The following is a 21,129-nucleotide window of genomic DNA, read 5'->3' as shown; positions in this document are numbered from 1 at the left end:
CACGCACGGAGGGCCCGTACCCCTGGGGTACGGGCCCTCCGTGCGCTTGCGTCCGCGGCCGCCCGTGAGCGGCTGTCGTCGAGCTTGGCCCTCCCGCCGTCCGACCGCCGCCCCTCAGCGAGCCTTCTTCGAAGGCGCTTGCACTCCAGGGGGTCGAGTGCTAATCATTGGCGTTAGCACTCTCCAGGTGAGAGTGACAGAACTTGGACCGGGCCGGTGAGGCCCGCAGGTCCGGTGGGGCAAGGAACCACCGGACACGCAGGCCGTCCGTCGCGGGCGCCACTCGGTCCGGAGAAATCCACCCCTGTCCGGGAGGACCACTTCACATGGCCAAGATCATCGCGTTCGACGAGGAGGCCCGGCGCGGTCTCGAGCGCGGCATGAACCAGCTCGCCGACGCCGTCAAGGTCACCCTTGGCCCCAAGGGTCGCAACGTCGTCCTTGAGAAGAAGTGGGGCGCCCCCACGATCACCAACGATGGTGTTTCCATCGCCAAGGAGATCGAGCTGGAGGACCCGTACGAGAAGATCGGTGCGGAGCTGGTCAAGGAGGTCGCCAAGAAGACGGACGACGTCGCCGGCGACGGTACGACCACCGCCACCGTTCTCGCCCAGGCTCTCGTCCGCGAGGGCCTGCGCAACGTCGCCGCGGGTGCCAACCCGATGGCCCTCAAGCGGGGCATCGAGAAGGCCGTCGAGGCCGTCTCCGCCGCCCTCCTGGAGCAGGCCAAGGACGTGGAGACCAAGGAGCAGATCGCTTCGACCGCCTCCATCTCCGCCGCCGACACCCAGATCGGCGAGCTCATCGCCGAGGCCATGGACAAGGTCGGCAAGGAAGGCGTCATCACCGTCGAGGAGTCCCAGACCTTCGGTCTGGAGCTGGAGCTCACCGAGGGTATGCGCTTCGACAAGGGCTACATCTCGGCGTACTTCGCCACCGACATGGAGCGCATGGAGTCGTCCCTCGACGACCCGTACATCCTGATCGTCAACTCCAAGGTCAGCAACGTGAAGGACCTCCTTCCGCTGCTGGAGAAGGTCATGCAGTCCGGCAAGCCGCTGCTGATCATCGCCGAGGACGTCGAGGGCGAGGCCCTGTCGACCCTGGTCGTCAACAAGATCCGTGGCACCTTCAAGTCCGTCGCCGTCAAGGCCCCGGGCTTCGGTGACCGCCGCAAGGCCATGCTCGGCGACATCGCCATCCTCACCGGTGGCACCGTCATCTCCGAGGAGGTCGGCCTCAAGCTGGAGAACGCCGGTCTCGACCTGCTCGGCCGTGCCCGCAAGGTCGTCATCACCAAGGACGAGACCACGATCGTCGACGGTGCCGGTGACAGCGACCAGGTTCAGGGTCGCGTCAACCAGATCCGTGCCGAGATCGAGAACTCCGACTCGGACTACGACCGCGAGAAGCTCCAGGAGCGCCTCGCGAAGCTGGCCGGCGGCGTGGCCGTCATCAAGGCCGGTGCCGCGACCGAGGTCGAGCTCAAGGAGCGCAAGCACCGCATCGAGGACGCGGTGCGCAACGCCAAGGCCGCCGTCGAGGAGGGCATCGTCGCCGGTGGTGGCGTGGCTCTGCTCCAGGCCTCGGCCGTCTTCGAGAAGCTGGAGCTCTCGGGTGACGAGGCGACCGGCGCCAACGCCGTCAAGCTGGCGCTGGAGGCTCCGCTCAAGCAGATCGCCGTCAACGGTGGTCTCGAGGGTGGCGTCGTCGTCGAGAAGGTGCGCAACCTGCCGATCGGTCACGGTCTGAACGCCGCGACCGGCGAGTACGTCGACATGATCGCCGAGGGCATTCTCGACCCGGCGAAGGTCACGCGCTCCGCCCTGCAGAACGCCGCGTCCATCGCCGCGCTGTTCCTCACCACCGAGGCCGTCATCGCCGACAAGCCGGAGAAGGCCTCTGCGGCTGCTCCGGGCGGCATGCCGGGCGGTGACATGGACTTCTGATCCTGACGGATCGGTAGTTCCTGTACAGCTTTGCCGCATCGGCCCCCGGGACCAGCTGGTCCCGGGGGCCGATGTCGTTTCTGTACGGGGTGGGGCGGTGGGCGCGCCCACGATGCCCGCCGGAGCACCGTGGGCGCGCGATACCCCGCGCGACGGGACCGCGGAACTACGGAAGCCGGTCGAGGAGCCAGGTGCAGAGCTCCTCCGTCACAAGGGTGTGCCCCTCGTTGCGGGACGCGAGCTTGAACTCGTCGAGCCCGCCGGCATTCGGCGGGAGCGCGGAGATGTCCTTGTACAGCTCCTCGTCCGTGTCCGGATCGCCCACGTCGACGGCGCTGACGGCCGGCACGAAGCAGTGCGAGCGGATGCGTACGTCGGTCTTGAACCCGAGAAGGGGGTTGAGGGCGTTGAGCCCGTCGGCGAGGATGCCGAACCCTTCCAGCGAGCCGCCGGGTGCGCCGTCGATCGACGGGAGTCCGGACGTATGTACCTGGTTGGTCTTCAGTGTCACCACCCGCAGCTTCGCGACGAGTTCGTTCTCGCCCGGGGACTGGGTGTAGAGCTTGGTGCCCACGACTGACAGGCCCTTGCCCTCCAGCGCCAGTTCGCCGGCTTGCACATCGGTGCCGGTGCCGTCGGCCACGCCGTTGGCGACACCGATCAGCCGCGGCCGGCGCGGCCATTGGCCGACGGCCTCCATCTCCGCGAGGAACGTGGCGCGCTCGTCGCTCTGGTCCGGCGTCCCGTCCCACTTCTCGATGTGCCGCCACAGCAGCTGACGGGCGGCCGGGCTGTTGATCTGGTCGGAGAACCGGCTGTCGAGATCCTTGATGTAGTGCGCGAACGCCTGCAGCGCGATCGGGATCCAGGCGCCGCGGTGCGGGCTGTCGTACGAGAAGTAGAGAGAGGTCTGGTGGTCGATGCTCTGGCTCTCCATCTTGGCCAGCGCGTGCCGGGTGACGAGCCCGCCCATGCTGAACCCGCCGACAGCCAGCGGCGCGTCACCCTGCCGTTCCGCGATGGCGTGCAGGATCGCGGCCTGCGCGGTCCGGGAGTTGTCCAGAATCGACGCACTGCGCTCGTGGAAGCCGAGAATGATGACGTCGTGTCCCCGGCGGCGCAGTTCGCTGATGAGCGCGTAGTCGCCGAACTCCATGATTTCCCAGGAGAAGTCCAGGCTGCTCGGACCGGTGTTGAATCCGTCGGCGAAGATCACGGGCCGCGTGAGACCCGAGTGCCCCTCGCCGTAGTAGACCCAGGCGGTGCCGCCCGGCAGGTCCCATACGGTGCTCGGCGGCAGCGGGAGGGCACCGTGCTTCTCGGCGTCCAGGCGGGGGCCGGGGGCGAGGGTGATGGGGGGCTTGCTGTGAAGCTCCGAGACGATCTGCTCGTGAGTCGGTTCGGACATGGTTCGTTCCCCTTTGGGCCGGTTCGTTACAACGAGTGCCAAGAGGAACACACAGAGTAGTGACCGGGAGGGAGAAGTGGATCAAACCACTCCCAGGTGGGAGCCGGTTTCGGACATCCGGCGATCATGACAGGCGAGAACGGATCGGCCGGCCGATCCGTTCGGATCGTGGGGTCATCGCCGCCCGGACCTCGCTCATGCGGCTGCGTACGCCCATCGCCGGGACGGTTCCGGCCGGTCCGGTGGGTACGACGGGGGTGCCCCGGCATGGTCCGCACCGGCCCCCGATCAGGCTCTCCGCGCTGCCGGGTGCGCGGCACTCGCTGCATTCGAGGGTGCGCAACACCGTCCGCTGTTGTGCCGGAGTGATCCGTTCGGGTGGCATCTTGTCGGCCAGCCGCCTGCGGACGAGGGCCGCCGCGTGGTGGATGGGGGCGGGGAGGCCGTCGGTGAGGGCGTGAAGCAGCTGAGCCTCTGTGGCGCCGCGCTCTAACCATTCGGTGACCTGCGGTTCCAGCGCCGCACAGTCCGCCGCCGAGAGGGTGAGTGAGGGAGCGGTACGACCCAGCGCGGCCAGCAGTACGAACGCCCGGGAGCGGGTGGGGTGTCGGTGCCGCTGCTCCGGCGGTACGTCGCCCCGGGTGAACGCCGCCCACCAGTCGTCGTCCCGCGCGGTGCGGGAGAAGAATGTGCGGGTCACCCAGAGCAGGACCTCGCCATTGGCGACGCACTCGCTGCCGCGCCGCAGATGCCCGGCGTCCTGGAGTTGGTTGAGGGCGGTCCGCAGCGCGCACTGTCCGTACGGGAGGACCTTGGCCAGCGTCTTCACGGAGATGTCGGCGCCGTCGGGCAGCCGGTCGATGTATGCCGCGATGGATGCCTCACGGGGCGGCAGATGCGCGAAGTCGCGGTCGGTGCGGGGGTGTTGGGAGGGTGCGGAGCGCTTGCCGTAACCCGGATTGGCCATGGGGTGCGGGGGTACGTGCGACGCGCGTGGGGCGGCACTAAGCTGGCTGACAGCCATGAGATCGCTCCTGACGATCGAAGTGGTCAGACCCCTGTTTCGGTGTTCCAGCACCGGCAGGGGTCGTTCGTTATTCGGAACGCCAGAGCGTCGCCACCATCCGTGGCAAGCCGGTCACGAGAAGTCAACTCGCCGGGTGGGGAGGGCGGGTGGGTAGTGGCCCACCTCCTGTTCCTCGGAAAGAGCGCTCGGACTTCGCGACTTGAGCTCCGGGTGGAATGCCCCCTGGTGAGGGGGCGTGCGCGTTGATCTGAATGCGCTGGGTGTACTCCGAATGCGCCGCTGCTGAGAGGGTGGATCGGTGGGGGCGCGATGCGGGAAGCGGGGCAAGGGGGGCGAGCTCTTGTGATCTTGGTGCTGGGTCAAGTGGCCCGTAATTCCCGCCCCGAACTCGTATGAGGAGTCCCGTGCGTATTCGCTCGATCCTGTCGCCGGCCGCGTCCGCCGTTGCGGTCCTGGCGCTCGCCACCCCGTCCCTGGCCGCCGACGACGGCGCCTACTTCATCCGTGACGTGCGCAGCGGCGCGTGTCTGGCGCGCGGTGAAGGCCCGCTGGGCGGCCACATCGAGCCCTGCAACCCGGGCACCGTGTGGGAGATCCGTAACCAGGACAACGGTCTGGCCCAGATCATCGAGGCACGCGGTGAGGGCCGCTGCCTGGCACTCTCGCCGGTCCGGATCTACCCGCCGGCGGTGTGGGTCGACGAGTGCGGCAATCAGCCCGACCAGTGGTCGATCCAGGACTCGACCGACGGAGGGCCGGTCGCCATCGCCCTCGGCCGGGGCGAGCTGGGCCGCCTGACCACGCAGGGCAGCCGCGCGATCGTCAGCTACGACGGCGGGCCCCAGTGGATCCTGGAGCGGCTCGGCTAGTACCTGTTCGATCGGTCACGCGACCCGCCCCGTGCCTGGAACGTCCTTCCGGGCACGGGGCGGTTTCTCACTCACGGTCGTCGCGCGAGCCGCCGGCCGGGGCCGATCCGGACGGCGTGTGCCGTCTAGTGCCGGGCACGCGCAGGCACCTCTGGCCGGCTCCGGCGGAGTGGCGCAGACACGTCCGGGCCCGGACCCGGGGCCCCGGACCCGGACGTGTGCTGCGCGCGGTTACCGGTGACGGCTCTCGAAGGTGGCGAAGGCCGCCTCCTGGCGCCACTCGGTCGCCGCCTTCGGGTTGTCGGCCAGGTAGCGGGCGCAGCGCGCGCTCGGGTGGTCGGCGCCGGGCCGGTCGCTGCGGCAGGCGGTGACCAGGCGGTAGCCGGAGGGGGCGGAGCCGGTGGCCCACAGGCTGCGGCCGTTGCGGAACGCGTACTCCAGCGAGGCGCGGGCCAGGTCCTTCAGCTCGGTGTAGCCGAGGTCGTACGTCCTGGCGGCGTACTGGTACTCGTGGCTGATGTCGATCCGCGAGACCCCCGGGTCGTCGGTGGACAGGACCACCGGGACGCCGTAGCGGCGGTACGCGTTGAACGGGTGGTCGTCGCCCGCGATGCCGAGGATCTGCTTGTTGCTGGAGAACGGCACCTCGACGGCCACCTTGCGCTGTGCCATCGTCCGGGCGAGCTGCCGCCAGTCGTCCTCGTGGACCAGGTCCACGCCGTGTCCGATGCGTTCGGCTCCGGCGACGAGTACGGCCTCGCGGATGTGGAACGTCAGGTCCTCGGGCTTGACCAGTCCGGGGGCCAACTCCCCGGCGTGCAGGGTGAGGTGGGCGCCGGGGTACTGGCCGCGCAGATAATTCAGCATCCGCATCTGGAGGCTGTAGTTGAGCAGCGCGCTCTGCCCGTCCTCGGGCTGTACGAGGTTGACCGCGACGAACCTCGGGTCGCGCTCCGCCAGTCGCATGCCGACCGCGATCTGCGTGAACACCCGCGCCGGTGAACTGCCCCGGGACACCTGGGAGATCCACCTGACGGGGAGCCGGCAGCCCGGGTCGGGGCGCGCGGTGTCGCAGTGCGCGGCCGCCCGGAACTGGGCGTCGGCGGCGTCGGCCTCCCGGACCGCATCGTCCACGACCCGGTCGAGCTGCCCGCCGGCCAGGAGCTTGCGGTGGAACGCCGCCAGATCGGCGTCGTAACCCACGGCGTCGGCAAGCTGCTTGGTGCTTTCCGACGCGGGGGTGACCATGGTCTCCAGATAGAACTGGTTCTGCTCGACCACTGTGTCGGCCACATCGGCGAGCAGCTTGCCGCGGTCCCATGTCGCCAGGCTGAACTTGCCGAAGGTGTCGAAGAAGTGGTCGTGACCGGACTGATCGGACGGGAAGTCCTGCATGGACCAGGCCCGGACGATCTGCTGCCGGAAGGCGGCGTCCGTCTGTGCGTCGATGGCGGGCCTCTTGCCCGGTCCGCACGGCGGCGCGACAGCCGTCGTCGTCGCGTCGATGCACAGCCCGTTCTCGCCCGCGAGCTTGATCAGGAACTCGGTCTCTGCCGCGCCCGACAGATGGTTGTGGAGGTCGCCCCCCTTGGGCAGCGCCTTGAAGAAGGCCTTCAGCCTCTCGGGCCTGTTCTGCAACGAGTCGAGGTACGCGGCAGTTCTGCGCTCGGCCGGGGTCACCGCGCGGGGCGACGCGTCGCCGACCGGTGCCGCCGTCGCCGGGACCGCGGGAAGCAGGGACAGTACGGCGAGTACGCCGAGCCCGGCCGGGAGCAGGGACTTGGGACGGTGGGCCGTCCGGATTGTTGAGATCACGGCCGAATGATCGCGTTCGGCGAAGGCATTTCTCACCCAAACTGCATCTATGGCCTGAAACGTCCACCCGATCGAGTGCGTGGGCGGGCGCTGCCCTCCAACTCTTCCGGGGGATACCCCCCGGAAGAGTCGGAGGCTTCTCCCAGCGCGCGGCAATGCAATCGGAGGCAATGATCTTTCTCAAGTTGCAATACGCAAGTTGAGAGGCAACAGCATGGCTAAGCACCGGAAGCGGATCAGTCGACGGGTACTGCTGGCGACGGCGGCGGTTGCGACGGGAGCGGTCCTCGCTCCCGTGGCGGTCCAAGCAGCCTCGGCCGACAAGGCCGGCAGGGAGCAGAACCCGGTCCGCGCACTGGAGCAGGCGGCCCACCCGCTGCGCTCGACCGAGCCCGGGGGGAACACGGCCGACCTGCGAGCCCTGGACTCGATGATCGGCGACGCCGAGGTGGTGGGCCTCGGCGAGGCGACCCACGGCTCCCATGAGTTCTTCACCATGAAGGAGCGGGTCTTCCGCCACCTCGTCGAGAAGAAGGGCTTCACCACCTTCGCCCTGGAGCTGAGCTGGTCCGCCGGGCTCCAGATCGACGACTACCTCCAGACCGGCAAGGGCGACGCCCGCAAGATTGCCAAGGAGACGCTCACCAACTCGCCCTGGGATCGAGAGGAGTTCGTCAGCCTCATCGAGTGGATGCGGAACTACAACCGCCACCACCCCGGCCGCCCCGTCCACTTCATGGGCGACGACATCGGCGCACCCTCACTGAGCGACGAGTTCTTCGGCCGGGTGTCCGGCTACGTGCAGAAGAACCACCCGGAGGCGCTGCCGCGGCTCAACGAGCTCTACACCGGCCTGCGCCCGATCGACGACGTCTTCGCCTACCTGGGCAAGCCGCTCGCGGAACGGCAGCAACTCGCCGTCAAGGCACAGCAGGCCCTGGAGCTGGTCAGCGGTCTGAAGGGCTCCGGCGGCGACACGTTCGACTGGGCCGAGCAGAACGCCCGGTCCGTCGCCCAGACCGCCAAGTTCCTCACCCTGAACCCCGACGACCCGGAGTCGAACGCCGCCTCCCAGCGCTTCCGCGACGAGGTGATGGCCCAGAACGTCTCCTGGTGGCAGCAGCGCACCGGCCAGAAGGTGCTGCTGTCCGCGCACAACGACCATGTCGCCTACGTAGCCGGCGATCCCGAGATGTACCCCAAGACGCAGGGGGCGTTCCTGCGCGACACGATGGGCAAGGACTACCTCCCCATCGGCTTCACCTTCAACCAGGGCTCTTTCCTGTCGAAGGACGCCGCGCTGGGCGGAGAGTGGAAGAAGTTCACCGTTCCCGCCGCCAAGTCCGACCGGAACGAGGCCACCCTCGACAAGGTCCGCTACCGGGACTTCTACCTCGACGTCCGCACCGCCCCGGCCGCCGCGCGTGACTGGCTGAACTCCGCCCGGCCCACGCTCAACGTCGGCACACTGTTCCCCGTGGAGCCGCACGACACCGCGCTCGCCAAGTCCTTCGACGTCCTCATCCACCTGCACGAAGTCAGGGAGGCTGACAGGCTGAAGCCGTGACGGCCTGGTTCCGGTTTTGGCGCGAGCCGTCCGGCACCGCCTGATCTGCGGGGGAGCGGACGGTCAACAGGCTCAAGAACATCCGGGTCGTGGCCACGAGGTACGACAAGCGGGCCCGCATCTTCCCTGGCACCGTCACCGTCGCCGCGATCCGGCTCCGGCTTCGTCCGTGATCCACCGGACAGAGCCTGGCGGTGAGGCGCTCGAAAACCGGTGGAGCAGCACCGCTGTGCGCCATTACCGTGCTGCCGAACCAAGTCGTCTGGTCAAGGACGTTCCGTTGTACACCCTGTGAGACCTCCCGAGTGCTGAATCGTCGCGCGTCGCGCATGTGCGCCGCGCTCCTTTTTGCTGCGGACTTCTCACTGAAACCGGTGTACTTCTGTGCTCAATAGCTGAGTGGTCGCGCCCACCTGCCTGCCGCTCGTTCTCCGCCGTTGCCACGCGTGCGCGTCCGAGCGCTTCCGGGCAAGCGGTAAATTCCGCGTCAACGCAAACCACAAGCTCATCGACGCCTGGCTCCTCGCGCTCTGTACCGCTTGCGGGGAAACTGCAAAGCTCACGGTCCTGGAGCGGATGAATGTGCGCTCCATACGACCTGAGCTGCTGGACCGGCTGCATGACAACGACCTCGGTCTGACAGCCGAGCTGCTCCAGGATCCGGTCGTGCAGCGCCGTAATCGCATCGCCCTCGACTGGGACAACGCCTGGCGCCTCGACACCGGCGGATCGGACCACCTGGACCGCGAGGTGATCGACATCTCGGTCCGCTTCGCGGCGCGGATCCCTGTCCGGCCGGTGCGACTGATCGCTGAAGGTTGCGGTCTTTCGCGGGCCGAGGTCGAGAGACTGATCACGGAGGGGAATCTCGTCTCGGCGGTCCGGCTGAGCGGCAAGCTCTCCGGCGACTTCACCTTCACGCTCAAGCGCTGAGCTCTCCTCGGGACCAGGGCCTGTCCGGCAAGACCCGCCGGACAGGCCCTGGCACGGGTGATCGGCCTGGGCGCCGGGGTTCTGCGGAAGATCCTCGATCAGCCGCTTCGACGCCGTGGCGGTCTGCTCCCTCAGCGGCCCCGAGGCCACCACGGCGTGGCTGCAGCCGTTCGCGGGAGGCATGCCTCGGGGCGTACGAGGTGGCGCTTCGTCACGTCCTACTCGTCCGGATCCCAGGCGCTGAGCCGGTCGAAGAGACGTCGGTCGCCGTCGAGCTGCAGGGAGTCGATCGGGATACGGCCGTACAGGACGAGGACCAGCTCACCGGCCGTGCCCCGGGCAGAGGCGGCGACCGCGTCCGGGCCCTCGCCGGCAGCGGTGGCGGGCATTGTGCCGGGTGTGGGGAGACGGGTGATCCGTGCGTCGTCGGCGGAGACCGAGAGGCGCCAGGAGCGGCCCTCGGTGGCGTGGAAGTCGACGGCAGCGGGCTTGTGCGGCCAGGCACTCGTCGTCGCACAGCAGGTGGACAGGAACTCGTCGACACCGTCGAGTGCCACCTCGTCCGGCAGCGGCTGCGGGGCACCCACGGTGATCTGGGCGTCGTACGTGTGCACCGCGATCTCCTGGAGCTGGTGCCGAGCGACGGCACCGGACGTCTGCGGCGACTCCGAGGTACCCCACCACGTCCAGCAACCGCGATCCGGGCCGGCCTCCCGCAGCGCGTCCAGCAGCTCCTGCGTCGATGCGGCCAACCAGGCCAGCAGGGCCTCGCGCTCGCGCGGCGCAGCCGGGGCGCCCTCCGGTGCGGACTTGGCGGCGGCAGGCCCTGCGGCAACGGTGGCGGCCCAGGAGCGGCGCCCCTCGCCCAGGTGCTGCACCAGGTCGAACAGCGTCCACTCGGGGCAGCTCGGCACCTGCACGTCGAGGCTGGGCGCGGAGGCGACCGCGGCGCGGAAGGCGGCCGACCGTTCGTCGATCAGTCGCAGCACGGCGGCGAACTCAAGTGTCGTTGTCACACTGACTCTCCATCACCGCGTTCCGACAATCGGACAGCGATTTTCACAGCCGCCGCGGCGGGCACGCGGTATGGGCCGCGCGCCCTCGGATGGCGCGGTGTTCCGCGCAGATCGGGCGAGCCTCAGAAGGCAAGGGCACCTCTCACGGACGTCAGGCCCGGACGCGGTGGACCGGAGAGCGAGACAGAACAAGCTTCTGACATCTGCTGCGCGCCTGCGCCGCCCCGGCCGCTCACCTCGCCGGTGCGCAAGTTCGCGAACTGCCGGCGCAGCGGGTGCTCGGGCGGGACGTGCTTGCCGGGCCCCCGCGCGGACGTCGGACCGCTGCTCCGGGCCAGAACCCCTCGTTCAGCGGACCGGCCCCCGACTCTTGTTCGGCTCCTGTTCGGCTCCTGTCAGATTCCTGTCAGATTTCCCGAGGTGGACAACCGGTGACGACACGTCATCCTCTCCCGGTGCGGGGGGTGCTCCTGGGATTCCTGGGGCGCTGAAGCACGACCAACGACGAGGAGACACCATCGTGAGACAGGTCTCACGCGCACTGACGGCTGCCTTGGCGGTCGTGGCGCTGGCGGCGGGTGCGCCAGGGCCGGCGCACGCGCAACCGGCCGCCGAGTCCATACCCGGCGCGCCGCCGGGCGCCTCCGGGGAGCGGCTGCCGGAGGGGTGGCGTGTCGAGGGCGGGGAACTGATCTGGAGCTCGCCCGAGCCCGTGGGCATGGGCGGCGCCCTGGTCGAGTTCCGCTCGGGGGAGCGGACCCTCGGTGTCCCGAAGCCCTCCCCCGACCAACGCACCTTCCGGCTCCGCCTCGGCGGGGCGAGGGTCGGACCGGTGAGCGAACTCCAGGTGGTCGCCGGTTCGCGGCGGCTGGACGCCGCAAGGGCCGACCAGGCACCCGGTCAGCGGCGCTCGTCGGCCGCGGCGGCGCCCCAGGACCCGTTCCCCGCCAACCCGGTCGACCCCGGTGTCGCCGGTAAGTACCGCACCAGCAGCGGTGAGTACGTCCTGAAGTCGGTGAGGCTGCCGGGCTACGCCGAGCCCGTGGAGATGCGCGCCACGGTCGTCGGCCCGACGGACGCGCCGGGGAAGCGACCGCTGGCGCTCTTCCTCCACGGCCGTGGCGCCACCTGCTACGAGCCCGGCAAGAACAGCGCGGGCATGGAGTGGCCGTGCAAGCCGGGCAACAAGGAGGTCCCGAGCTACCGCGGCTTTCTGCACGACCAGAAGCTCCTGGCATCCCAGGGCTATGTGACGGTCTCCATCTCCGCGAACGGTGTCAACGCGCAGGACGGCCGCGCGGCCGACTTCGGGGCGCAGGCCCGTTCGTCCCTGGTGCGCCAGCACCTCGCCCGCTGGGCGGAGTGGGGCGTGAACCCCGCGAACGCCCCCGAGGCCGTGCGCGCGACGGAGCCCGCGGACCTCTCGAAGGTGCTCCTGGTCGGCCACTCCCGGGGCGGCGAGGGCGTCAACCGGGCGGCCCTCGACAGCGTCTCCCCGCCGCCGCCCGCCGAGGACGGCTACCGGGGGCCGGTGGGCTGGCGGATCCGCGGCACTGTCCTGATCGGCCCCACCATCTTCGGCCAGAACCCCACGCCCGACGTGCCTTCCATGACCATTCTGCCGGGCTGTGACGGCGATGTGAGCGATCTTCAGGGCCAGATCTACCTCGACGGCACCCGGGGCATCGGCCGGGGCACCGCGCTGCACAGCGCGGTGTACATGGTCGGCGCCAACCACAACTTCTTCAACACGGAGTGGACGCCCGGCCAGGCCGAGGCCCCGGCCGCCGACGACTTCTGGGACGACAAGGACAACCCGGACCCGGTCTGCTCGGCACGGGCCAAGACCCGGCTGAGCGCCGAGCAGCAGCAGACGGCGGGCGCCACCTACATCGCCGCCGCCGCGCGGCTCTTCCTCGCGGGCGACGACCGGGTCCGCCCGCTGCTCGACGGCTCCGGCCGGCGCGCGCCCTCGGCCGATCCCGCCCGGGTGCTGACCCACGCCGTCGGCGGCAACCGTACTCCGGCGATCCGGCCCGACACCCCGCTCTCGGTGACGAACGGGCGCGTGTGCGAGCAGATCACGACGAGCACCACCCGGGCCTGCAGGCCGGACTCCGACCCCGGTAGGTCGCCGCACTTCGCGTCCTGGGCGGACACCACCAGTGAGCCGGGCCGAAACGCGGTCACGGCCCGCTGGACCAAACCGGGCACCCCGGTCCGGCTGACGCCGGAGCGCGCCTTCTCGCTGGCGGGCTCCGACGCGCTCGCCCTGCGGGTGATGGTGCCGCCGAACACCCGGGGCACCCGGCTCGACGTCGCCCTCACCGACACCTCCGGCAAGCGGGTGGGGCTCGGGCAGGTCACTGTCGACGGCCTTCCCGGCTCCGACTCGACGGCCGCGTACTGGGCGCGTGAGGTCCGCGTCCCGCTGAAGGCCGCCGTCAGCGCCGGTGTCGACCTGAAGCGGACGCAGTCGCTGGAGCTCACCCCACGCAGCGGCTCCGGCGAGCTCTGGTTGATGGACGCCTGGGGCTGGCGCCCCGGCACCCCGGCGGTACGCCCCGTCGCGCTCCCGCGTGTCGACATCGGCCGGCTGACGGTCAAGGAAGGCGACTTCGGCACCCGCACCTACCGCGTGCCCGTCCAAGTCACCGGCAAGGGCACCGGCGTGATCAAGCTCGCCGTCCGCGACCCGGAAACCCGCAAGTCCACCATCCGCACCGTGACGGTGAAGGCCGGTGGCTCCGTGGACGTGCCGATCACGGTCACGGGCAACTCCCGCTACAACTACGACCTCAGCCACGAGGTCGCGGCCAAGGCCGTGCGCGGCACGGCGGTCGGCGGCGGCTTCGGGGGCGTGCTCGTCGAGAACGACGACCCCAGGCCCACGGTCACCGTGACCCCGGTCGCCGACTCGGTCACCGAGGGCCAGAAGCTCACCTGGAAGGTGGAGCTCTCCCAGCCCGCCGACACCGACATCGAGACGCGGTTCGACCTCCTGCCGGTGCGCGAGGGCACGGAGTTGTCCACGAAGGACGTCGACAAGGAATGGCTCTCCGAGCTCGGCGAGGCCGCCGACCCGGAGCGGCCCCTGTCCACGAACAGTCCCTCCCTCTGGGTGTCCGTCCGCAAGGGCGAGACGAGCACCGAAGTGTCCGTGCCCACGGTCACCGACGCGCTGACCGAGTCGGAGGAGTCCCTGCGGATGCAGGTGTACGTCCTCAAGGAGGACGAGTGGATGGATGGCCCCCTCCTCTCAGGGAAGGTCACGGACGCGCGCCAGGGCTGACGCCCGGGGTCCGCGCCCCGCGCTGACGGTGCCTGAGCGCGCCACCTGGACGATGGCACCGGCCCTCACCACGAGGACCGGTGCCATCGGCGTGAGGAGGCCACGCGGGGCAACGGAAGCCCGTACGGAAGGCCGCCCGGTGGGAGACCGTGCGGGAAGGTCTCCTGCGCAGGGCCGTGCGCAATCCGTGTGGAGTCCGTGTGGAGTCCGTGTGGAGTCCGGACCTGCTCCGGCGCCGGGCCCGAGCAGACCATGAGCGCTCACGAGGGCTCGGCTTGTTCCTCGGCCTCCGGAGGAGGGGCCGACGTTCTTGGGGCCTGGCATGACAACTCCCTGTGACACACGTGCGGTTGTTGGTTCTGCGCCTCTTCCGGGCCGGCGACGTGTTGGACACGCTGGGTATGCATTGTCATTACTCAGCGTGGAAAGGGATGGATCATGACGACGACGGAACGGCGCAGGACGGCAGAGGGCAGAGTGCGGACGGCGGAGGACGCTGTGTCGCGGCTGAAGGAGGGGTTCTCCGGGGTCGGGATCACGCTGCCCTCGCTGCGGATCGACCCTGTGTCGTGCGCGGGGAACGACCCGGCGTCGCCGCTGGTCGACCTCGGCCGGTGCAACCTCGACACGGCGCTGCGGCTGAGCATGGTCCTGGAGGCTCAGGGGCTGGCCGGTCATGACGGGTGAGGGGCTTGAGCCGTGTGCGCCCGAGCCCGGGTCGTTCGCGGTGGACACGCGGGACGGGCGGGTGGGGCGCGTGATGGGGTGCGTCGGGCCGTACGTACAACTGCGGGCGCCGGGCGGTGGGGCCGAGTGGGACTGCCCGCCGGAGTCGGTGAGGCCGGCCCCGCTCGGGGAAGTGCTGCGGGCCTGGGTCAGGGAGGTCAACCGGGAGGGGCGGCTGCCGTGATGGTGTCAGGGTGCCGGGCCTGATGCGGCGGTGGACGTGAGGAAGGGCGACGCCCTGGGGGGTGCCGCCCTTCGATCGGGCCGGTCGGTCCGGTCAACTCACTTTATGGAGCGGGTACTTCGCGTACGAGCTCTGAAGTCCAGGGGCAGAAGATGAGGCCGGGCAGGAAGGGGCCGCCGGCCTCGTCGAGGTGCTCCTCCACGTACGGTAGCGTCGCGTCGCAGACCTCGAATGCATAGTCGAAGAAGTGGACCGTCTCCGGGGCGTAGTGGAAGCTCCAGCCCGGGTTGTACCAGGCCGGGGACTTGCTGATCCTGCCGATGACGTGGGGCTCGTCGTTCGTGGCGCCGCTCACCAGGTCCCTGGCGTGATGGATCTCGCGCTCCTTCACCAGCTTCACGATGAACGTGCTCCGGGTGATGTCGGTCATCTCGAAGTAGGCGGGCGCGACGGCGGCGCGCTGCGCCCCCTCGCTGTGCTGGGTGGCCTGGGCCGGCTGAGCCACGGCGAAGGCGAGCATCGCGACGGCGGCGAGGCTTCCGGCCTTGGTGAACATGTGTCGCACAAGGATCTCCATTGATGCATGGCAGACCGTGATGATCATGGCCGCTCGTGGCGCAACGTAATGGAGTGATTGCGTAAAGTCATGTCCGACGCTCCGGGCGGGCGTCGGGACGAACGGTCAGCTCCGGGCCGGGCCGCGTCGCCGCACCAGGGGCAGGTACACCTCGTCGACGATCTCGACGAGGACGTCGTCGGGTGCCGTAGGGGCTCCGCGCACGACGAATTCGTTGCGCAGCAGGACGATGGCCACGGCGGCGACCCGCGGATGGAGCGCTTCGGGGGAAGCCTCACCGCGTGCGACCGCGCGGCCCAGGACGGTCAGCCAGGGGGCGGCTGCGGCGTCGCTGGACTGTTCTTGCAGCTGTGCCAGGAGTTCCGACGTGCCGCCGGCCGCGGAAAGCAGTTCGCGCAGGATTGCTCCGAGGGGGGAACTCCAGTGGCGGTTGGCTCCACGTAGCAGCTCAAGGACGTCGCTGCGCAGATCGCCGGTGTCGGGCGGTTGGACTGTCGTGGCCAGTTGCCGATAGGCGGCGATGCCGAGTGCGAGGCGGTTCGGCCAGCGGCGGTAGATGGCGTTCTTGTTGGTGCCCGCGCGGGCGGCGACCTTGTCCATGGTCAACCCGGCGAATCCGGACTCGGTGAGTTCGTCCACCGCTGCGCGCAGGATCGCCTCCTCCAGGACGGCTCCGCGGCGCCGCGTCTGCCCGGCACTCGGCTGTCTCATCGGATTCTCCGCCATGGCTCCTTCTCGCAAGCGGTACCGCTCGTACCTTCCCATTGTGGTTGCCATCCCTGGGCAGCGGCAATTAGGGTACGGCTAGTACCGTAAATGCTTCGACTGAGAGAGGGTGCGGCGCATGCGGGCCAGAGGCATCAGCTACGACACCGGCTTCGTCAAGAACGGAGCGGTCTCCCGAAAGCTCTTCGACCCGGAGGTGGTCAGGCGCGAGCTGCGCATCATCCGTGATGACCTGCACTGCAACGCGGTCCGCGTCATGGGTGGTGATCCGGAACGGGTGGAGCTCGCGGCGGGGTACGCGGCCGATCTCGGCCTCGAGGTCTGGTTCTCCCCGTACCCGCTCGAACTGACCGCCGACGAGATGCTGTTGCTGTTCGCCGACTGCGCCGAGCGCGCGGAGCGGATCAGGCGGCGGGGAGCGGAGGTCGTGTTCGTCGCCGGCGCCGAGCTGAGCCTGATGAACCAGGGGTTCCTGCCCGGCGACAGCATCGACGACCGGGTCGCGCTGCTGAGCCGGCCGGATCGCGTGCGCGAGCACATCGGGCAGGTCGGTGCGCGTGTCAACGACTTCCTCGACAAGGCCGTGGCACTCGTCCGCGAGCGCTTCGGCGGCAAGGTGACCTACGCGTCCGCACCGCTTGAAGGTGTCGACTGGGCCCCCTTCGACATCATGTCCGTGGATCTCTACCGGTCGGCCGAGATCGCCGACCGGTTCGCCGAAGGCGTCCATCACCTCGTCGCGCAGGGAAAGCCGGTCGCGATCACCGAGTTCGGCGCGGCCGGTTACCGGGGTGCGGGTGACCGGGGAGCTCACGGTCTGGAGATCGTCGAGTACGACAAGGACGGCGGTCCTCTTCGGCTCAACGGCGTGTACGCCCGCGACGAGGCCGGTCAGGCCGCGTATGTGCGGGAACTGCTGGAGGCCTTCGACGCCGGAGGCATCGACAGCACCTTTGTGTTCACCTTTGCGCTGTACGACCACGTGCACCGCCCCGACGGAGACCCCCGCGAAGACCTGGACCTGGCCAGCTACGGCATCGTCAAGGTCTTCGAGGACCGTCTGGGAACCACCTGCTCCGGCGTGCCATGGGAACCCAAGGCCGCGTTCACCGCCGTCGCCGACCACTACCGGGAGCACTGAGACCGCGGAAGCGGTCCTGCGTGGGTAACGGCAGACCGACGCGATGAGGGAGGGGCGGCTCCGGCGCTGAGCGCAGTCAGGAAAATTTCAGGGAGGCCCTGTCAGCGTGCCGTTCCATGACAACCGACATGACCGACACGTATGCGTCCGGCACGCGCTCCCGGGCACGGCAGATGCTGAACAAGGTCCCGGAAGTGACCGTCTACTTCTGGGTGATCAAGGTGCTGTGCACCACCGTGGGTGAAACCGCGGCCGATCTGCTCAACGACAACCTGGGCATGGGGCTGACCAACACCTCGTACCTGATGAGTGCGCTGCTGGTCGTCACCCTGGTCTTCCAGTTCCGGGCGCGCAGGTATGTACCCGGCCTGTACTGGCTCTCCGTGGTACTGATCAGCGTGGTCGGCACGCTGATCAGCGACAACCTGACCGACAACCTCGGCGTTCCGCTCCAGACCACGACCGTGGTGTTCGCGGTGGTACTCGTCGTCACGTTCTCCGCCTGGTACGCGAGTGAGCGGACGCTGTCCATCCACTCGATCCGGACGACGCGCCGCGAGGCGTTCTACTGGCTGGCGATCCTGTTCACATTCGCTCTGGGTACGTCCGCGGGCGACCTCACGGCGGAGAAGCTGGATCTGGGGTACTGGCTCTCCGCGGTCGTGTTCGCCGCGCTGATCGCGGCGGTGGCCCTCGCACACCGCACGCTGGACTTCAACGCGGTGTGGTCGTTCTGGATCGCGTACGTCCTGACCAGGCCGCTCGGCGCCTCGATGGGCGACTACCTGTCGCAGCCCACCGCGGACGGCGGGCTGGGACTGGGCACGGTCGGCACCAGCATCCTGTTCCTCGTCGTCATCCTCGGTCTTGTCGTCTTCCTGACCCGGACGCGGCGCGATGTGGCGGAGGCCCGCACCGTCGAGGTCAGCCCGCAGGAAGGGTGACGACGAAGCGCGCGCCGGGGGCCGCAGCGTCCAGTGCGATGTCGCCGCCCGCTGCCCTGGCGAGTCGCCGGGCCAGGGCCAGACCGAGTCCCGCGCCGTCGTGTCCGTCCTCGGGGCGGGCGCGACGGCCGGGTTCGAAGAGCGAGGCGACGAAGTCCTCCGGCACGCCGGGTCCGTCGTCGGACACGCACACCGTGACCTCGCCCGCGCTCGCCTCGCAGGTGAGAGTGACCGAGTGGGCCGCGTAGCGGCGGGCGTTGTCCAGGAGCGGCGTCAGGATGCGCTCGGCGACGTCCTCCGAGACACCGATGCCGACCTCGGGTGTGCCGACGGGGGTGCCACTGCCCGCCGCGACGGTCACCGGCGGGGCGTCGGGGAACAGGGCCGCGTTGCGTTCCGCCAGGCAGTGTGCGATGTCGGAGAAGCGGGAGCGGCCGGGGGTCTGCGCACTGCGGGTACGGACCTCGGAGAGTAGCGAGTCGCAGATCTGCTGCATGGTCGCGGCGGCGCCCGCGATGGCCTCCAGGGAGGTTTCCCGTTGCTCCGCGCTGCGCGGGCGTCCCGTCAGCCACTCGGTTTCGGCGGCGATGCGGGCGAGTGGTGTGCGCAGTTCGTGGGAGAGCTCGGCGGCCTGCTGCTGCTCGTGGCGCAGGACGGCGGCCAGCCGGTCCAGCAGCGCGTCCAGGCTGGTGGCGAACGCGGCGAGCTCGGCGGGTCTGCCCTGCGCACCGAACCGTTCGGGAGCGCCCGCGGCGCTCCACCGCGTGGCCTGCTCGCTCATCGCGGCGACCGGGCGCAGGGCCCGTCGTACGACGAGGCGGGTCAGGAGATAGATGGTGGCCAGCAGAAGCACCGCCAGCGCGATCGAACCGATCAGGGCGGTGTCCGCCGTGCTGCGGTACGGGTCGAGGCTGACGGAGCCGACGACGGTGCCGGCCTGCGTGGGTATGTGACCCTGCCGGGCGGGTGCGGCGACGGGGAAGGCGTACAGCCGCCACGACCCGGGGCCGTCGGTGTCGGCGAACGTCTCGCGCCGGCCCGCGAGGCGGGCCGCCTGCGCCTCCAGGCCGGCGGGTGCGGTGGGGGGCTTCTCGACCACCGTGCCGCCCTGGAAGATCCAGACCCCGGCATCGAGGGCCCGGTCCTCGGTCGGCTCCCGGACGACCAGCCGGCCGTCCGGTCGTACGTCCACCGTCGCCGCCACGGCCTCGGCGCGGGTGCGCAGGACGTCGTCGGCCTGTCCGTGGAGCCGTTTGTCGAGGGCGATGTTGAAGACGGTGGTCAGGACGCCGATCCACAACACACTGGTGGCGAGGGCCATCAGTGCGAGGCGGCCGCGGAGGGTCAGGGGGCGTTTCATCGGTGCATCGGGGCCTCTGGTCGGACGCGGCGGATGTGTTGCCGTTCTGGTTCTCAGCCGAAGCGGTAGCCGATGCCGCGGGCGGTGCTGATGGTCTGCGGGCTGTCTGCTTCGCGAAGCTTGCGGCGCAGGCGGGCCAGGTACTGGTCCAAGGTGTTGTCGCTGACCTGCGCCCCCTCCGGCCAGCCCGCCCGCAGCAGGGCCCGGCGGCGCACCACGCTCCCGGGGCCCGCCATCAGGCACGCCAGCAGGCGGAACTCGGTCGGTGTCAGGGCCACGGGGCGGCCGTGGACCGTCAGCTCGTGCTTTATCGGGTTCAGCCGCATGGCACCCGCGCTGTCGGCGAGGGTGCTGCCGTGGTGACCGGCCCGGTTCAGGACCGCCCGGACGCGGGCCGCGAGCTCGCTGAGGTGGAAGGGCTTGACCAGGTAGTCGTCGCCGCCGGAGGCGAAACCGGAGAGCCGGTCGGTGAGATTGCCGTGGGCGGTCAGGAAGATCACCGGAGCGGTGAACCCCGCACCGCGCATCGCCTGGCACACATCACGCCCGTCGGAGTCCGGCAGCCCCACATCGAGGACGACTGCGTGCACCGACTCGTCGACGGTCTTCAGGGCGGTCGCGCCGTCGACGGCGGTCACGACGTCGAAGTCCTCGTCGCGCAGGCCACGGGCCAGGACATCGCGCAGGCCGTGGTCGTCCTCGACGACAAGAATGCGTGCAGCGGTCACCGGGCCAGTATTACCCGACCCGTGCCGGGCACCCCAGCGCGTTCAGGTTCAGGTGGTGACCGGGCGGACGGCGGAGGGTCGCTGCGTACGTCACACGATCGTAGGACGTTGGTGTGAGCGGCGAACTGCCGCAGAACCGACGATCTACGCTCCTTTGACAGGCCACAGAAGAAGGGACTCGCGATGACTGCCGCGATGGTCGAGAACGACCAGGCCTCTGAGGGCCGCCCGTGGGACTACCTGCTGCAGACATGGCGTGAACTCGACGTGCCCGAGGGGTGGCGCGCCGAGATCGACGAAGGGCAGATCGTCTTGGTACCTCCGCCCCATGCGCATCGCAACGGCATTGCCGCCAAAGTGCAGCGCAGGCTCTACAGACATCTGCCCGAAGCGCTGGAGATCTACCAGACCCTCGGCATCCACGTGGCCCCGCTCGACAAGCTCTATGTGCCAGATCTTGTGGTCATGCCCTCGGAGCTCATCGATGCCGCCGACCCGGAGACCAGCGATCCGATGGACGCGTCGGAAGCCCTGCTCATCGTCGAGATCACGTCGAGAGGCAACGCCCGGGAGGACCGGACGAAGAAGTACCGCGCCTATGCACGCGCGGGCGTACCCATGTACCTGTTGATCGACCGGTTCGACACCCGTGGAGCGATGGCCACTCTGTTCACGGAGCCGAACGAGGACGGGACGTACAAGCGCTCCGACCTGGTGCCGTTCGGCAAGCCGCTCACGCTGCCGGAGCCCTTCGGTACGACCCTCCTCACGGACGAATTCCCGGTCTGAGAAGGCAAAGAGAAGGGGCGGCGCCCCCTACACCTGCCCCCCCCCACAAGACCAATACGGCTGGGGGGATCATACCCC

At 69.5% G+C, this 21,129-nt stretch carries 18 protein-coding genes and 1 pseudogene; 11 read left to right on the top strand and 8 right to left on the bottom strand.

What is annotated here, in order from left to right:
* The first annotated feature begins 326 nt into the window (after nucleotides 1-326).
* The gene (gene groL, locus ACFVYE_RS40555) at nucleotides 327-1,949 is read left to right on the top strand and encodes a chaperonin GroEL (protein WP_037692815.1); all 1,623 of its coding nucleotides are present in this window, start codon (nucleotides 327-329) and stop codon (nucleotides 1,947-1,949) included.
* A 166-nt stretch (nucleotides 1,950-2,115) separates the two neighbouring features.
* Here groL and ACFVYE_RS40550 read toward each other — a convergent pair whose 3' ends face one another.
* Both ACFVYE_RS40550 and ACFVYE_RS40545 read right to left on the bottom strand, forming a co-directional pair.
* Nucleotides 2,116-3,357, bottom strand: a complete 1,242-nt coding sequence (locus tag ACFVYE_RS40550) for an esterase/lipase family protein (RefSeq protein WP_389608631.1) — start codon at nucleotides 3,355-3,357, stop codon at nucleotides 2,116-2,118.
* Between the two features lie 124 nt (nucleotides 3,358-3,481).
* The gene (locus ACFVYE_RS40545) at nucleotides 3,482-4,381 is read right to left on the bottom strand and encodes a hypothetical protein (protein WP_389608630.1); all 900 of its coding nucleotides are present in this window, start codon (nucleotides 4,379-4,381) and stop codon (nucleotides 3,482-3,484) included.
* 407 nt (nucleotides 4,382-4,788) lie between these two features.
* Between ACFVYE_RS40545 and ACFVYE_RS40540 the strand changes: the two genes are divergently transcribed.
* The gene (locus tag ACFVYE_RS40540; RefSeq protein ID WP_389608629.1) at nucleotides 4,789-5,253 is read left to right on the top strand and encodes an RICIN domain-containing protein; all 465 of its coding nucleotides are present in this window, start codon (nucleotides 4,789-4,791) and stop codon (nucleotides 5,251-5,253) included.
* A gap of 231 nt (nucleotides 5,254-5,484) precedes the next feature.
* Here ACFVYE_RS40540 and ACFVYE_RS40535 read toward each other — a convergent pair whose 3' ends face one another.
* Nucleotides 5,485-7,068: an adenosine deaminase gene (locus ACFVYE_RS40535; protein ID WP_383978975.1), complete on the bottom strand. Its 1,584-nt coding sequence runs from the start codon at nucleotides 7,066-7,068 to the stop codon at nucleotides 5,485-5,487.
* A 214-nt stretch (nucleotides 7,069-7,282) separates the two neighbouring features.
* Here ACFVYE_RS40535 and ACFVYE_RS40530 point away from each other — a divergent pair, with 214 nt between their 5' ends.
* The 3 genes and pseudogenes from ACFVYE_RS40530 to ACFVYE_RS40520 all read left to right on the top strand — a co-directional run bounded on the left by ACFVYE_RS40530 (nucleotide 7,283) and on the right by ACFVYE_RS40520 (nucleotide 9,568).
* Entirely contained in the window at nucleotides 7,283-8,635 is a 1,353-nt protein-coding gene (locus tag ACFVYE_RS40530; protein WP_389608628.1) for an erythromycin esterase family protein, read from the top strand.
* Between the two features lie 53 nt (nucleotides 8,636-8,688).
* Nucleotides 8,689-8,808, top strand: a pseudogene (locus ACFVYE_RS40525) (IS5/IS1182 family transposase); the annotation flags it as partial.
* A gap of 226 nt (nucleotides 8,809-9,034) precedes the next feature.
* Entirely contained in the window at nucleotides 9,035-9,568 is a 534-nt protein-coding gene (locus tag ACFVYE_RS40520; RefSeq protein WP_389608627.1) for a DUF1062 domain-containing protein, read from the top strand.
* 218 nt (nucleotides 9,569-9,786) lie between these two features.
* Here ACFVYE_RS40520 and ACFVYE_RS40515 read toward each other — a convergent pair whose 3' ends face one another.
* Nucleotides 9,787-10,584, bottom strand: a complete 798-nt coding sequence (locus ACFVYE_RS40515) for a maleylpyruvate isomerase N-terminal domain-containing protein (RefSeq protein WP_383976111.1) — start codon at nucleotides 10,582-10,584, stop codon at nucleotides 9,787-9,789.
* A gap of 520 nt (nucleotides 10,585-11,104) precedes the next feature.
* On the opposite strand from ACFVYE_RS40515, the gene ACFVYE_RS40510 reads away from it, so the two are divergent.
* The 3 genes from ACFVYE_RS40510 (at nucleotide 11,105) to ACFVYE_RS40500 (ending at nucleotide 14,786) form a co-directional block, all read left to right on the top strand.
* Nucleotides 11,105-13,876, top strand: coding sequence for a hypothetical protein (locus ACFVYE_RS40510; RefSeq protein WP_389608626.1), 2,772 nt, complete (start codon nucleotides 11,105-11,107; stop codon nucleotides 13,874-13,876).
* 438 nt (nucleotides 13,877-14,314) lie between these two features.
* Entirely contained in the window at nucleotides 14,315-14,563 is a 249-nt protein-coding gene (locus ACFVYE_RS40505; RefSeq protein WP_383976107.1) for a hypothetical protein, read from the top strand.
* Nucleotides 14,553-14,786: a hypothetical protein gene (locus ACFVYE_RS40500; protein ID WP_383976105.1), complete on the top strand. Its 234-nt coding sequence runs from the start codon at nucleotides 14,553-14,555 to the stop codon at nucleotides 14,784-14,786. Before ACFVYE_RS40505 ends, ACFVYE_RS40500 begins: the two co-directional genes overlap by 11 nt.
* A gap of 103 nt (nucleotides 14,787-14,889) precedes the next feature.
* Here the strand turns inward: ACFVYE_RS40500 and ACFVYE_RS40495 are convergent, their stop codons facing one another.
* A complete protein-coding gene (locus ACFVYE_RS40495; protein WP_389608625.1) occupies nucleotides 14,890-15,363 on the bottom strand; it encodes a calmodulin-binding protein in 474 nt (157 codons plus the stop codon).
* 105 nt (nucleotides 15,364-15,468) lie between these two features.
* Nucleotides 15,469-16,074: a TetR/AcrR family transcriptional regulator gene (locus ACFVYE_RS40490; RefSeq protein WP_389608624.1), complete on the bottom strand. Its 606-nt coding sequence runs from the start codon at nucleotides 16,072-16,074 to the stop codon at nucleotides 15,469-15,471.
* Nucleotides 16,075-16,207: 133 nt separating this feature from the next.
* Between ACFVYE_RS40490 and ACFVYE_RS40485 the strand changes: the two genes are divergently transcribed.
* Both ACFVYE_RS40485 and ACFVYE_RS40480 read left to right on the top strand, forming a co-directional pair.
* Complete coding sequence (locus tag ACFVYE_RS40485) at nucleotides 16,208-17,230, top strand: hypothetical protein (RefSeq protein WP_389608623.1); 1,023 nt, start codon at nucleotides 16,208-16,210, stop codon at nucleotides 17,228-17,230.
* Nucleotides 17,231-17,346: 116 nt separating this feature from the next.
* Nucleotides 17,347-18,174 (top strand): hypothetical protein, encoded by an 828-nt coding sequence (locus ACFVYE_RS40480; RefSeq protein WP_389608622.1) that lies wholly within the window; start codon nucleotides 17,347-17,349, stop codon nucleotides 18,172-18,174.
* On the opposite strand, the gene ACFVYE_RS40475 is transcribed toward ACFVYE_RS40480, so the two are convergent.
* Entirely contained in the window at nucleotides 18,155-19,534 is a 1,380-nt protein-coding gene (locus ACFVYE_RS40475; protein ID WP_389608621.1) for an ATP-binding protein, read from the bottom strand. The genes ACFVYE_RS40480 and ACFVYE_RS40475 overlap by 20 nt on opposite strands.
* 53 nt (nucleotides 19,535-19,587) lie before the next feature.
* Nucleotides 19,588-20,262 (bottom strand): response regulator transcription factor, encoded by a 675-nt coding sequence (locus ACFVYE_RS40470; protein WP_383976094.1) that lies wholly within the window; start codon nucleotides 20,260-20,262, stop codon nucleotides 19,588-19,590.
* A gap of 183 nt (nucleotides 20,263-20,445) precedes the next feature.
* On the opposite strand from ACFVYE_RS40470, the gene ACFVYE_RS40465 reads away from it, so the two are divergent.
* Nucleotides 20,446-21,051, top strand: coding sequence for a Uma2 family endonuclease (locus ACFVYE_RS40465; RefSeq protein ID WP_383976092.1), 606 nt, complete (start codon nucleotides 20,446-20,448; stop codon nucleotides 21,049-21,051).
* Nucleotides 21,052-21,129 lie beyond the last annotated feature (78 nt).

It is taken from the genome of Streptomyces sp. NPDC058239 (assembly GCF_042882185.1).
Taxonomy (GTDB): Bacteria; Actinomycetota; Actinomycetes; order Streptomycetales; family Streptomycetaceae; genus Streptomyces.
Note: the sequence above shows the minus strand (reverse complement) of the source record. Positions and strands in the feature narration are given on the sequence as shown.

Bases quoted from the DNA above. Each gene is read 5' to 3' on its own strand.
- groL (WP_037692815.1), top strand. From the start codon at position 327: ATGGCCAAGATCATCGCGTTCGACGAGGAGGCCCGGCGCGGTCTCGAG.
- ACFVYE_RS40550 (WP_389608631.1), bottom strand. From the start codon at position 3,357: ATGTCCGAACCGACTCACGAGCAGATCGTCTCGGAGCTTCACAGCAAG.
- ACFVYE_RS40545 (WP_389608630.1), bottom strand. From the start codon at position 4,381: ATGGCTGTCAGCCAGCTTAGTGCCGCCCCACGCGCGTCGCACGTACCC.
- ACFVYE_RS40530 (WP_389608628.1), top strand. From the start codon at position 7,283: ATGGCTAAGCACCGGAAGCGGATCAGTCGACGGGTACTGCTGGCGACG.
- ACFVYE_RS40505 (WP_383976107.1), top strand. From the start codon at position 14,315: ATGACGACGACGGAACGGCGCAGGACGGCAGAGGGCAGAGTGCGGACG.
- ACFVYE_RS40500 (WP_383976105.1), top strand. From the start codon at position 14,553: ATGACGGGTGAGGGGCTTGAGCCGTGTGCGCCCGAGCCCGGGTCGTTC.
- ACFVYE_RS40495 (WP_389608625.1), bottom strand. From the start codon at position 15,363: ATGGAGATCCTTGTGCGACACATGTTCACCAAGGCCGGAAGCCTCGCC.
- ACFVYE_RS40490 (WP_389608624.1), bottom strand. From the start codon at position 16,074: ATGAGACAGCCGAGTGCCGGGCAGACGCGGCGCCGCGGAGCCGTCCTG.
- ACFVYE_RS40485 (WP_389608623.1), top strand. From the start codon at position 16,208: ATGCGGGCCAGAGGCATCAGCTACGACACCGGCTTCGTCAAGAACGGA.
- ACFVYE_RS40480 (WP_389608622.1), top strand. From the start codon at position 17,347: ATGACAACCGACATGACCGACACGTATGCGTCCGGCACGCGCTCCCGG.
- ACFVYE_RS40475 (WP_389608621.1), bottom strand. From the start codon at position 19,534: ATGAAACGCCCCCTGACCCTCCGCGGCCGCCTCGCACTGATGGCCCTC.
- ACFVYE_RS40465 (WP_383976092.1), top strand. From the start codon at position 20,446: ATGACTGCCGCGATGGTCGAGAACGACCAGGCCTCTGAGGGCCGCCCG.